The sequence below is a fragment of the Sphingobacterium thalpophilum genome (assembly GCF_038396785.1).
Classification (GTDB): domain Bacteria; phylum Bacteroidota; class Bacteroidia; order Sphingobacteriales; family Sphingobacteriaceae; genus Sphingobacterium; species Sphingobacterium thalpophilum_A.
Genome location: NZ_CP151087.1, coordinates 173,343 through 185,926 on the forward strand (window position 1 = coordinate 173,343; position 12,584 = coordinate 185,926).

The following is a 12,584-nucleotide window of genomic DNA, read 5'->3' on the forward strand; positions in this document are numbered from 1 at the left end:
GCGAAAATAAAATATTGCGGGCTTTTATAAAGTTACTAGATGCCAAATCGATGTTATCTGCTGTTTTTTTAATAAAAGGTGCTGTATAGACGGCGGATTTTCCCCATCTGCCTCGAAGATATCAACCTTTGTTTGTAGCAACCTATCATCTATAATTATCAGATGCTCAGGGAAAACATTGTGTACTTTCGTTTTCAGCTTTTCAAATACCTGAAAATCAGTGTCGCTTACTGGGTAAATGATTTTTCCCGATTGGACAGGCTCATTATCCTGATCGCAAAATAGGGTAAAATAACACTGACAAATAAAGAGTATAAAATGTCTTCATTCTGCTCAAGGCGGAAGGAAAAGTGATATGAAGGGCTTCCCCCTAAGAAGGAGTAGTCCCAGATTTCAGCAGACAGGTCGGTAAGGGACTCTTTTAATTGTTCCCATTGCCCGCGGTCTGACCAGGCTGATTCAATACATCGTTTCCGGTTATTGTAAGCTTCTGAAGCGGAATAAACCATGATATTGTCGAGGGTAAGACCCTCCGGATAATACTCTTTTAACTGCGCTGTTATTTGTTCCTTTCGCATTCGAATTTATTTACAATTAGGATCACAGTTTTTCACTCCAGCCTCAGGATCAGTTCCTGCCATATTGGCTCCTCTCGCAAGATTCGCGCCAAGCTGTGCGTTGATATAAACCTGCATTTCAGTCTTTATAAATGCCTGAGTTTGGGCAGGCTACCTTAACCTTCTCTCAGTGATCATTACCTTTATAGATCCACATCGGCTCTGTTTGACCTGCTCGTTCAAAGCCGTTCTTTTTATAAAAGTCGATAGCATTTCCATCAGCCGTAAGCATCTGCATGTGAAAACCCTTATAGATCTCTTGCATTTTATCCATAATCAAACGTCCAACACCTTTGCCTTGATAGGAGGGGAGCACCAGTAGATGTGGATAATAAACTATGAGATACCCATCGGAAATAGCATTTCCTAGGCCTACCAATGTCGTACCATCCCATGCCGTAACCAAGGAATGCGAATTTAAGAGTGCTTTGATCAGCTGTTCTGGTTTATCGGCTACACTCCATTTGTTAGCTTGATAAAGTTGTAGTATGTCGTTTGCGTTTAAATCTCTGTTGACACTTAGCTGTATGTTCATCTATTATTCTGTAGTTTTCGTTGGTATTTTTAAGCAGCTATTCTTAGCTAATAAATATGCGAATAGGTGTTGTAATATAGCCGTCTCGAATATACAAAAGTGAAGCTGTTTTACCAATTCGCGTGTTGTAAGCTGTCCATTTAGTGACGGCTCACGTCAATTCTTATCTTACAGTTTCCTGTAACCAATCCTCCATTCAACCGATATCTTGGTCTTAAATTGTATGTAAGGCTATTTTAATTGTTACTTTTGGATGATCAGAAGCCGTGTTCGACTTTAAAATTAACTTTCTAATTTGGCAAATTGCGTATATTTGAGAGTTATGTGACATAGTTGTAAATCAAGTACTAAATTGAACAAAGAGAATTTATAAAATTAATACTTAAATTCCTGGAAGGAAATTATCCGCAGTTTGCTCAGACAATAGAGTTTCAAGATGATGTATCTTTTGATTGTGATTTGAAAAGTGAATCCGGAATATTTTAAATTGGGATTGCAACATAAAATACCGAAATAACTATTCGAATTGAAGATCCAAAGGGAAAAACCGATATTCATAGTCATATTCCATGTTATGGGTTAGATGATTTAGAAGCTTGTGTTGCAGAATTATCGTCATTTCTTTCAATATATTAGCAGTTGAAAAACTATTATGATTTCCAAGAATTACCGATGAAACATAACATTTTGGAAAATAGATAGTTTCTTAATTTTTTAAGAAACTATCTATTTTGCATTTACTGGATTGAGCGATTTTTTTTCTTGCCAATAAGATCCTATTTTATAAGTTCTAAAAAAGGATTTTGATTATTGATCGCAGTTAGCTAAATGATATTGGCATTAGAAATTGCAGCGTTTTAATAACTATGATTTTAACGGAATAAAACAAATAAGTGGCAAAAAGACAAGAAAGTATATCTGTAAACCCGATGGACAATGAATTTGTTCATGGGATTGCCATAGATAGAATTTTAATTGAGCAAGCTGACTTTAAAGCCAGTAACTATTATGCACAAGCGACCCAGCCACATCGGGACGAGGGCCACACATTTCATATTGTGGAGAACGGAAGTGTCTTTATTGAAATTGATTTTCAAAAATATCAAATCGATGCACCTGCAGTAGTTTATATGCATCCAAATCAGGTGCACCGAATTTTAGAATTTTCAAGTATGAATGTTTGCTCTCTTGCTATAACATCCGAAAATCTTAATCCAGAATATTGCAGCTTTTTGGAACGTCTGGTTCCTTTAAAACCACTACAGCTAACTCGAGATTTCAGCGCGAAAATTTCTGAACTTTTTGCTATTTGCTTAAACTTTTTGAGGGCAAAAAAAGACGTGCTTCATCATTTAGTTTTAAAAGACAGTTGTAATACTTTGGTAGGTTTTATTATTTCAGCATTTTTAAGCCAAGCAGGACCTCCCGCAAAACTTTCAAGAACAGAGCTAATTTCAAAAAGGTTCCAACAATTGTTAGAAATAAGCTATTTAACAAATAAGCGGCCGAATGAGTATGCCAAGCTGCTGCATATTTCTACCCATTATTTAAACGAAAACGTAAAAAATACCACAGGCTTATCAGTTTCGCAACATATTCAAAATCGTGTTATATTGGAGGCAAAACGCCTACTTTACCACACTGACAAATCAGTGAAAGAAATTGCTTTTGAACTTGGTTACGATGATTATCCTTATTTCTCCAGAATTTTTACCAAGGCAGTAGGATTGTCCGCATTAGCTTTTCGAAGTAAAAGGCACGAATAGTCCAATACTTCCTCCGAAAAGACGTTTTCCAACTTTAGTTTTATTCGGATTTTTGTTGTATAGAATTCAAACAAATGGAAATACAAGAAGGTAAAAAGGTGCTTATATCCGGTGCAAGTTTTGCGGGCCTGACAATGGCATTTTGGCTAAATAAACAGGGAAATAATGTTACTGTAGTTGAAATTGGTGGTCACCTAAAAATGGGTGGAACTCCAGTAGATATTAAAGATGAAACCATAGAGATCGTTAAGCGGATGGGATTGTTTGATCGGATAAAAGCCAATAGAATCGGTCCTAGCAAGTGGGAGTTTAAAAATAAAGAAGATGTCAGCGAGCATACTGTCCAATTGGAAAAATTACCTGACAATGAATTCGAAATAGAAAGAGATCTAATGCTCAATATGCTTTTTGATCTTATAAAAAACGATGTTGATTTTATTTTCAATTCCAGTATTACTGCATTACATGAGTCTGAGCGTAACATTGAAGTTACCTTCAAAGACGGATCTCAAGGAATTTATGATCTTCTATTTGGCTGTGATGGCGTGCATTCTATGGTAAGGAAGATCTGGTTTGGAGAGGAAAAGCTGTATAGTCATTTTTTAGGGCAATATTTTTCCATCGCCATTGCAGATCGATTACTGGTAGAAGAAGGAGCTTACCAAACGTATGCAGAGCCCAATAAAGGTGTGGCACTTTACGCATACAATGCCAAAACAGACATTATATTTACTTTCCGTACAGAAACTGAGATCCAATACGATTTTCGTGATCCGCAGCAGCATAAAAGAATTATTTTGGAGCAATTTGCTGGTGTTAAATGGCGAACTTCAGAATTATTAAAGGAACTGGTAAATTCTAAATCATTCTATTTCGATAAATTTTGCCAGATAAAAATGCCTGCTTGGACAAAAGGAAGAGTGGCACTGGTAGGAGATGCGGGCTATTGTGCTTCACCTGCAGCAGGTATGGGTGGTTCATTGGCTATAATTGGTGCGACCGCTTTGGCGGATGCTTTAGAAAAAAATGACGGAAATTTTGAATTAGCCTTTGCAACCTACAACCGGGACTTGAGATCTTTTATAGAAGGTGTACAGGCGGATGCTGTAGAAACATTGGATAAACTTTTACCCAAGACGGAGGAAGAAGTAAGATTGAGAAATAAAAATGGATTGAATATTTAATTAGCATGGGAGAGTTAGCATTTTATTTTACTCTTTCTTCGGAAGACTTGTTGATCAATAAATTCTGAAATGCGATAATTTTTTTCAGGTATGGTCTCTAAATTCCTCAAGATTTTTGCATCACTATTGGGACTTTAAAATAACCTCAATGATGGAGTTCGGGCCAAGAAATACAGCCCTTGGCATATTTATCTCAATAATGCTTATGTAGGAAGTATTCAATATTACACCTTCACTAAGCAGTTCAATTACCACCTTGAAGACAATTGCTTATTGACCATTGATCAGGTGCAAAAATATATAGTCCTGATCCAACGTGGGGAATTAAAGTGGATAAAGGATGATATTCGATAAAAAAGGATATAAAAGGAATAAAAAAACCTTGAGTCTGGGAGGATCTCAAGGCTTCCTAATTACTACCTATTTTTGAAAAGTACTATTAATACTTATTGAATCCTGTTTGGTTTTAAAAAAAGTTTCCTGTACCCAATCTCGCTTCCAAACCAATACCTTAGCCTTACAGTTTTTACTTAAGAGATGAGCAAGACGTTGCTATTCTTTATAACGCTTCGTTAGAAGGCAATTTGACAATTACGGATAAAAAAGTGTTGATATTCAAAGTTTAACATATCATTACTAGTTTTTCAGATATAACATTCCAGTTAGCATTTCTCTCATTTTATTTTCGTACATTTATAAACCTCCCTACGTGTAGCACCTTGTCAAAGATACAAGAAGATCGTATGCAAGGACTTCACTTAAAAAATCCAACATGATTTCAAAGACAAAAAAAGGAGTTGCGTTCCTTTCCACTTTTCCTCCACGCGCCTGCGGTATTGCAACCTATACAACAGATCTGATAAATGCTATCGCGAGTAAATTTGAAGAGTCGTACCGGCTAATTCCCATACCGATTGTAGATAATAATACATCGCAAGATGATGGCCCATTGGGGAAGCTAGATATTTTAAATCCGCTTTCATTCGATAATATCCTTCAAAATATCCTGTGTGATCTGGATATTAAATTGATTTGTGTCGAACATGAGTTTGGTCTCTTCCTTGGCCAGGAGGCTAAATTCATATCTTTTCTTTCGGATCTCAATGCAGCACAACTTGCTACTGTTGTCACTTTCCATACAGTGTTGCCTGCACCTGATCGCACTATGCTCGAACATGTATCTGCCATTGCTTATCATTGCTCGCAAATCATCGTGATGACCCAGGGATCTGCCGATATCCTTATTCATAATTACAAAATTCCGACCAGTAAAATAACTGTAATTGCGCACGGCACCCATTTAGCCCCAGCTAAGGATAAACATGCCATTCTTGAGTATTTTAACCTCGTGGGCAAGAAAGTCCTCAGTACATTTGGTTTGCTGGGGCCCAGCAAGAGTATAGAAACCACACTTTATGCACTTCCATCTATTATCGAACAAAACCCAAATGTGATATTCCTTGTTTTAGGAATGACACACCCCAACCTGCTGCGAAGCGAAGGAGAGTCGTATAGAAACGAGCTTGAGGCAATAGTTGATGAATTCGGTATTTCAGCTCATGTGCGTTTTATTAATGAATTTCTTTCCACGGAAGACTTATTAGCCTACCTATCTATAACCGATGTGTACCTTTTTACGTCAAAAGATCCGCTACAGGCCGTTAGCGGTACGTTTTCTTATGCGCTTAGCTCCGGATGCCCCATCATCTCTACGCCAATCCCTCATGTGAAAGAGGTTTTAAAGGAAGATATGGGCATCATAATAGATTTTCAAGCTTCTGATCAGCTCGCAGCTGCTGTCAATCATATTTTGGATGATGAACTTCAATTAAGGAAGATTCATCATGTTAACCTTGAGAAGATGGTCAAGACTTCCTGGCAAAACGTTGCTATAGCTCATGTATATCTTTTTGAGCTTCTTATAGATAAAAAAGGGAAAATGATCTACTCCATTCCACCGATCAATCTGGACCATATTTTTCGGATGTCAGAGGAGCGCGGCTTTGTTCAATTTGCTGATATTTCCACGCCGGACCTTTCAAGCGGTTATGCTTTGGATGACAATGCAAGAGCGCTTATAGCCATGTTACATCACTATAGATTGTACGAAACCTACGATGACCTTGGTCTGATACAGAAATATCTGGATTTTATAGGTCATTGTATGCAAGAGGACGGCACGTTTCTGAATTATGTAGATATCTACGGTAATTTCACGATACAAAACCAGCAGGAGAATCTTGAAGATGCCAACGGTCGAGCAGTCTGGGCTCTGGGCGAAGTGGTGGGCATGGCCAATCTTTTGCCGGAAAGAATAGTTAAGCTTGCAATAGAACTTATGGAGCGAGCCTCCAAACATGCTTTAGTGTATTTTTCGACAAGATCGATGGCCTTCACGATTAAGGGACTGAGTTTTATGAAGGGCAAAAATTATAAAGCTATAATCCAAGTACTTGCCGATCGATTGGCAGCCATGTTTGAACATGAGAGCACCGCAGATTGGCAATGGTATGAATCATATATGACCTATGGCAATAGTGTAATTCCCGAAGCCATGTTGATTGCCTATGAGGCCACCGGAGATAGCAGATATAGCGACATCGCTTATCAATCTTTTGATTTCTTGTTGAGCAAGATTATTGTTGACAATGAGGTTCACGTGATTTCCAACAAAGGATGGTCACAACGGGGCCAGCCGGCAACCAAAACTAGGGGCGGGGAGCAGCCCATTGACGTTGCCTATACCATTATTGCGCTAGATAGGTTTTATAAGTTTACAAGAGATGAGCAGTATAAGAGAAATATACGAATCGTATTTGAATGGTTTTTGGGACGGAATCATATTCGGCAGATTGTTTATAATCCTGTTACCGGTGGATGTTTTGACGGTCTAGAAGAGCACACGATCAACATCAATCAAGGCGCAGAATCCACTATAAGTTATTTAATGGCCCGGCTTAAGATGGAGGATTATAAGAATGAACCTGTTCGTTAGTGTCTTTAAAAAACGTGATGCCTGTTTGTCAATTATTATGCGTATATTTATTACTGCGATCTACTATTCATCTTAACCCATTCAGTAGATCCAATATGATAAATACACTTGTTTTATCTTTAAATTCTCCACGATATACCTTTCGGAAATTTTCAGTTCAACAATTAGCAGCTTGCGTACTTCGAAGAGCAAATACGATTCAGCTTAATATTATTCCTTCCGATCAATGATAGCTATTGAAAGTAAAAGGACCATCACTTTATAAAATCCATACATCATGAGTAAAGACATTAAAAAGGAAAAAAGCACCAAAGAGAAAGCACAATCTTCTTATCAAAAGGAAAAAGATGGCTCCTCTAAAGAGGTAACGGAAAATGTTTTCCGTAAAAAAAAGAAATAGGCAATCGAGAAGGTAGCTTATTTTTTGCACTTGCACAAGGCAGATTATTTTGAAGCGGGTATACAGTCTGGATTATTAGACCAGGCTTTTGCTCGCTTTTTTAATTTGCAAAGCTGAATTTGATTAACGTCCCTCTATACTAAACAATTATATTAAAGTTTATTGACATGATCAAATTTAAAGATGCTACACCCATTGTTTTGACAACAAAATGAGTTTCACCACAAAGCGATGTTTTTATACGTCTTCGTCTGAATATACACGTGAAGTATAGGTAATGACGTTTGAAGTAGAACCAAATCTGTTCGATGGACGTTCAATTTTAAAAAGCTCTAGGGCGATAAACTTACTGAACATGGCAACAACAACTAAGAGTACCACACGTGAAAACTCTGAAAATGGCTCGATGAAAAAGCAATCTACAGGCGACACATCTGATTGAACTTCCCTAGCAGAGAACCATCTCAATGCAAAAGCTTATTAATGGCCAATCAACAATCAAGGAAGGTGGATCTTATGCCTAAGATCCATTTTTTAATAAGTGATGAGTGATGAAAAAATATTTCTTAAAAACGTAAGATGAAAAAGACAATAGTAGTGTGCGATGATGATAAAGAAATACTAAATGTATTTTCCTTGGTGTTAGAGAATCAGGATACGATTGTTATATCTGTAGCAAACAGTTTAGTCCTGACGGAAGTGTTGGATACTATAGATGCTGATATACTCTTTTTGGATATTCATATGCATGCACGGAATGGTGACATGATACTGCGTGATCTCAAGAGTTCAGCTAAATATGATAAGCTGCCCGTGATTATGATGTCAGGTCATATCGACGGAAGAAGAATCTCTTTGGAATGTGGGGCCGAAGGTTTTTTAGCAAAACCTTTTGAACTTACCGATCTGGAAAACTACATACGAAGATTTGTTTATGAAAGTGAATCGTAATGCCCAATCGTTACAATAGAGCTTGCCGGCAGTCCATTAGCATTGGACGTTTTACATTAAGGGCTCCATTGCAGATCATTTCATTAAAAAATCTTGAAGATTACAGGCCATTTGAATTTCAGATCGTGGATTTGATATTGAAAAGTTTATGTTGGTCGATCTTATTTACTAAAACTCGAAGAAGAGCTGTCAAAACCAGTTCGGAAGCAAGCTATAAATCTCGATCTCAGGGCGTGTGGCAATTGGCATTCGGTGTACTTGCCGAAGACATCAAGGAAGCGTGCATTGACGCCCTTATACTTCGCTTTGATACGGATGTGCCTGAGTTGTTTTATCATCATGGAAAACGCCAGGTCGTGGAAGTTCGGGCCAAGAAATACAGCCTTTGGCATATTTATCTCAATAATGCTTATTTAGGAAGTATTCAGTATGACACCTTCAGTAAGCAGTTCAATTACCACCTCGTAGATAATTGCTTACTGACCGATGATCACGTGCAAAAGTATAGCCATGATACAACGTGGGGAATTAAAGTGGATAAAGGACGATATTCGATGAAAAAGGATATAAAGTTCGAATGTGACGTGTGTGGTCAAAAGCAAGTGGTTGAGGTTTCTGTTTTGCATGGCGGTGGAACCTTGCAAATTATGATTGATCGGTTTTTTTATAATGGATGTAGATTTTCGCAATGGCGAATGGGTAATGCTATGTAACAATACGAGCTGGTTGACAATCGATGAACTTGCTATTATCCTGTTAATCTAATTACACTCAGTGCTATTGATGGAATACAAAGAAATAATTGTCATTAAAATTCCACAACATGACCACGAAAACACTCCCAATTTTTGCTACGTAAAATGACAAATTAGCCTTCTCATTAAGCAGATATAATACGATTTGTTTGCTCCGGTAAATCCAGCTGATTCAAAGGTCGAGACAAATACAGACAGTTCGCTTTCTTCCATCAGAGGCTTGCCAATTGGTTCTACTGCTCTCGCGGGATTGATCATGAGCATGCCGGGATCAGGTCGAGCGGGAGGGATATCCTTGCGGAATGTGTCCCGCAGGAACCGGTGTACGTTTTCATTCATTATGGCATCTGCAATTCCGATCTGCTTATTGAAATGAACAAAGTAGAAGTCTTCTCCAAATAGGATTTCCATCAGTTCAGTCCATGGTTGTTCTCCTCGCTCCTGATAAGGCAGCGCTAAGTTTATTATTTTATTTACCCGTTCAGGATACAATAGTGCGAGATTCCACACCACATTAGCACCCCAGTCATGACCGACGAAGGTAGCATCTTTGTATCCGAAATGATCAAGTAGAGCGGATAAGGTCAGCAGTCAAGTGCTTTATGTTATAATCCGTTACTTCAGTTGGGCAGGATGAGTTACCATAGCCACGTTGATTTGGGACAATGCCGTAGGTTGATTATTTTCGCTAAAGCCTATGCTGAAATTCTCATTAATTGGAACGAGATCGATTATGGGACAAATTTGATTTGTTTGGCTGACATAATTTTTGTCTAGAAATGACCCTTTAAAGTGAAACCACCGACTATAGCGATGGTCACCAAGCTCATCATTGTAATAATGCCATACTTCACATTCTTTTTTATAACCAATTCCCAAATCTTCGAATAAAAGTTTGATTTCATATTGCCTCATTTAACCGTTATAAAGGTGCCATTTGATGCCCTATTTTTCCAGGTCATAGCTAATAATGTCTCTCTTGACATTCATCAATCCTTTACAGCAGTTTACGTTTTGCATCCTCAAATTCTGCTTGTGTAATCATTCCTTTTTCCATCAATCCATGTAATCGTTCTATTTCAGTCGCAGCATCTTTTTGGGTAATGGGGGAGATAGGCACATAATTATGAACGACGGGTTGTGAAAAATATACGCGGTTGTATTTTAAATCAAAATTCTCTTTGCGCATTGTTAGAAAAGCAATAAAGTCGATCAATGCGATAAAAGCAGGTATAAGCGTCCAACAGAAAAGGAGATAAAGGAAACCTAATCCGGTCTGCCCTAGGTAAAATCTATGTGCACCAAATACTCCAAGAAAAATGCCATTAAAGCTGCGGTTGTTTTATCTTTCATATGTTATTGATTAATGCGGTTTGTATTGTCTTTTCAAACCTAAGGATTGCCTGTTAGACATTCTTACGGTTTTCCGTAACCGATCCCACTTTCAAACCAATATCTTAGCCTTACAGCTTGTAATAATCTAGATAGTTAAAATTGACCAACATATTCATTCAGAATAAATAATGTATAGTAGGCTTTGGTATTAACCTTGCCCGATTGAAAAATAGCATGCCATGATGGTAACCACCACCAGTTCTGTTCTTTTTCTGTTACCTTCCTTATTTGCCTAAATCATTAGAATTTGGCTATCACGTCAATTCGCTAAGCTGAGACGATTTTATTTTCAAAAATCACAATTTAATATGGCACCACTGCTAGCATTGCCAACAAGCTGCCGATATTGACTCAACCATTTAGAATTTAGTTTTTTTCTGATCGGAATAAAGTCTTTTCTTCGCAATTGCATCTCATCTTCGCTAATGTCAGCTGAAAGCATATGTTGGTCGATATCAATAACGATATGGTCTCCGTTTTTTAGTAATCCAATCAATCCACCTTCAGCAGCCTCAGGTGAGACATGTCCAATAGCTATTCCCCGAGTAGCTCCGCTGAATCGGCCATCTGTTACCAACGCTACAGAACTACCCAATCCCATCCCCATGATCAGGCTAGTAGGTGTCAACATTTCCTGCATCCCCGGGCCACCTTTGGGACCTTCGTAACGGATCACCACAACATCTCCAGCTTTGATCTCACCGGCAAGGATGCCTACTATGGCATCATTTTGACTATCATAGCAAACTGCAGTCCCGCTAAATTTCTTTTCGCCTGTGATTCCTGCGGATTTTACCACAGCTCCCTGCTCTGCAAGATTTCCAAATAGAATCGCCAATCCTCCAACAGGACTGTATGGATTGTTTATTGTATGTATGATTGTTGGATCTTTGATCGCTGCATTGGCAATCTTTTCGAATAGCATTTCGCCACCGACCGTCATATTATCCAGGAGAACATGGTTGCTGCGCTTGGTCATTTCGTTCATTACAGCGTTAACACCTCCGGCGCGATGGACATCTTCCATGTGAACGGTGCTTAAACTGGGCGATATTTTTGCGATGTGCGCTACTTGATCTGATATTGAGTTAATGTCCCTAAGCTGAAAATCTATATCTGCTTCGTGAGCTACAGCAAGCATATGAAGGACAGTATTGGTACTACCGCCCATGGCCATATCCACTGCAAAAGCATTCTGGATGGCGTTTGCATTGATGATGTTTTTAAGTTTGAATTGTTTGGAAAGCTGATCGTCTTTAGCGATTTCACAGATCCTTCTGGCTGATTCCCGATATAGATTTTCACGCTCGGGTGTTAATGCCAATATGGTTCCATTTCCAGGTAATGCAATACCCATAGCTTCCATCAGCGTGTTCATGGAATTTGCTGTAAACATACCCGAGCAACTACCACCACTGGGACATGCATTACACTCGATATCTTTGAGCTCTTCGTCACTGATTAAGCCTGCTTCGTGTTTGCCCACAGCCTCAAAAGCAGTAGACAAGTCAATGGCAGTACCATCTTTGGTATATCCTTTTCTCATTGGGCCTCCACTGACAAAGATTGTGGGCACATCTACACGTAGCGCACCCATAATCATCCCGGGTACAATCTTATCGCAATTAGGTATAGCTATCATCGCATCCAATTTGTGTGCATTCATGACACTTTCAATTGAGTTGGCAATCAATTCTCGGCTGGGGAGCGAGTACAGCATACCATCGTGTCCCATAGCAATACCATCGTCAATACCGATCGTATTGAATTCAAAAGGAATACATCCGTTTGCCTTGATTTCTTCTTTAATAATCTCAGCAACCTTATTCAGAAAAAAATGTCCGGGTATAATTTCGATAAAGGAGTTTGCCACTCCAATAAAAGGTTTATCAAAATCGTTATCATTTACGCCTGTGGCCCGAAATAGGGCTCTATGGGGAGTACGTTGGTATCCCTTCTTTACTTCGTCGCTTCTCATTTTTTATT

At 38.5% G+C, this 12,584-nt stretch carries 13 protein-coding genes and 1 pseudogene; 6 read left to right on the forward strand and 8 right to left on the reverse strand.

What is annotated here, in order from left to right:
• Positions 1-227 precede the first annotated feature (227 nt).
• Both AACH28_RS00760 and AACH28_RS00765 read right to left on the reverse strand, forming a co-directional pair.
• Complete coding sequence (locus tag AACH28_RS00760) at positions 228-578, reverse strand: hypothetical protein (protein ID WP_341831950.1); 351 nt, start codon at positions 576-578, stop codon at positions 228-230.
• Between the two features lie 166 nt (positions 579-744).
• On the reverse strand, positions 745-1,152 hold the full coding sequence (locus AACH28_RS00765) for a GNAT family N-acetyltransferase (RefSeq protein ID WP_341831951.1): 408 nt from the start codon (positions 1,150-1,152) through the stop codon (positions 745-747).
• Between the two features lie 893 nt (positions 1,153-2,045).
• Between AACH28_RS00765 and AACH28_RS00770 the strand changes: the two genes are divergently transcribed.
• The 4 genes from AACH28_RS00770 (at position 2,046) to AACH28_RS00785 (ending at position 7,497) form a co-directional block, all read left to right on the forward strand.
• The gene (locus AACH28_RS00770) at positions 2,046-2,918 is read left to right on the forward strand and encodes a helix-turn-helix transcriptional regulator (RefSeq protein WP_341831952.1); all 873 of its coding nucleotides are present in this window, start codon (positions 2,046-2,048) and stop codon (positions 2,916-2,918) included.
• A gap of 74 nt (positions 2,919-2,992) precedes the next feature.
• The gene (locus AACH28_RS00775; RefSeq protein ID WP_341831953.1) at positions 2,993-4,102 is read left to right on the forward strand and encodes an FAD-dependent monooxygenase; all 1,110 of its coding nucleotides are present in this window, start codon (positions 2,993-2,995) and stop codon (positions 4,100-4,102) included.
• Positions 4,103-4,874: 772 nt separating this feature from the next.
• Positions 4,875-7,097 carry a glycosyltransferase gene (locus tag AACH28_RS00780; RefSeq protein ID WP_341831954.1) on the forward strand — a complete coding sequence of 741 codons (2,223 nt, stop codon included), beginning with the start codon at positions 4,875-4,877 and terminating at the stop codon, positions 7,095-7,097.
• A gap of 277 nt (positions 7,098-7,374) precedes the next feature.
• The gene (locus AACH28_RS00785; protein ID WP_262707334.1) at positions 7,375-7,497 is read left to right on the forward strand and encodes a hypothetical protein; all 123 of its coding nucleotides are present in this window, start codon (positions 7,375-7,377) and stop codon (positions 7,495-7,497) included.
• 237 nt (positions 7,498-7,734) lie between these two features.
• Here AACH28_RS00785 and AACH28_RS00790 read toward each other — a convergent pair whose 3' ends face one another.
• On the reverse strand, positions 7,735-7,965 hold the full coding sequence (locus AACH28_RS00790) for a hypothetical protein (RefSeq protein WP_341831955.1): 231 nt from the start codon (positions 7,963-7,965) through the stop codon (positions 7,735-7,737).
• 111 nt (positions 7,966-8,076) lie between these two features.
• Between AACH28_RS00790 and AACH28_RS00795 the strand changes: the two genes are divergently transcribed.
• Together AACH28_RS00795 and AACH28_RS00800 are read left to right on the forward strand one after the other, a co-directional pair.
• Entirely contained in the window at positions 8,077-8,448 is a 372-nt protein-coding gene (locus tag AACH28_RS00795; RefSeq protein ID WP_120333768.1) for a response regulator, read from the forward strand.
• Positions 8,448-9,161, forward strand: coding sequence for a hypothetical protein (locus AACH28_RS00800; protein WP_341831956.1), 714 nt, complete (start codon positions 8,448-8,450; stop codon positions 9,159-9,161). The genes AACH28_RS00795 and AACH28_RS00800 overlap by 1 nt, the downstream gene beginning before the upstream one ends.
• 138 nt (positions 9,162-9,299) lie before the next feature.
• On the opposite strand, the gene AACH28_RS00805 is transcribed toward AACH28_RS00800, so the two are convergent.
• From AACH28_RS00805 to ilvD, 5 genes and pseudogenes are all read right to left on the reverse strand, one after another.
• Entirely contained in the window at positions 9,300-9,794 is a 495-nt protein-coding gene (locus AACH28_RS00805) for an alpha/beta hydrolase (protein ID WP_341833096.1), read from the reverse strand.
• 24 nt (positions 9,795-9,818) lie between these two features.
• Positions 9,819-10,118, reverse strand: a complete 300-nt coding sequence (locus AACH28_RS00810; protein WP_341831957.1) for a hypothetical protein — start codon at positions 10,116-10,118, stop codon at positions 9,819-9,821.
• A gap of 82 nt (positions 10,119-10,200) precedes the next feature.
• A complete protein-coding gene (locus tag AACH28_RS00815) occupies positions 10,201-10,392 on the reverse strand; it encodes an SHOCT domain-containing protein (RefSeq protein ID WP_201639097.1) in 192 nt (63 codons plus the stop codon).
• A gap of 24 nt (positions 10,393-10,416) precedes the next feature.
• Positions 10,417-10,524, reverse strand: a pseudogene (locus AACH28_RS25460) (TM2 domain-containing protein); the annotation flags it as partial.
• A 363-nt stretch (positions 10,525-10,887) separates the two neighbouring features.
• Positions 10,888-12,576, reverse strand: coding sequence for a dihydroxy-acid dehydratase (gene ilvD, locus AACH28_RS00820; RefSeq protein WP_121124779.1), 1,689 nt, complete (start codon positions 12,574-12,576; stop codon positions 10,888-10,890).
• Positions 12,577-12,584: the final 8 nt, after the last annotated feature.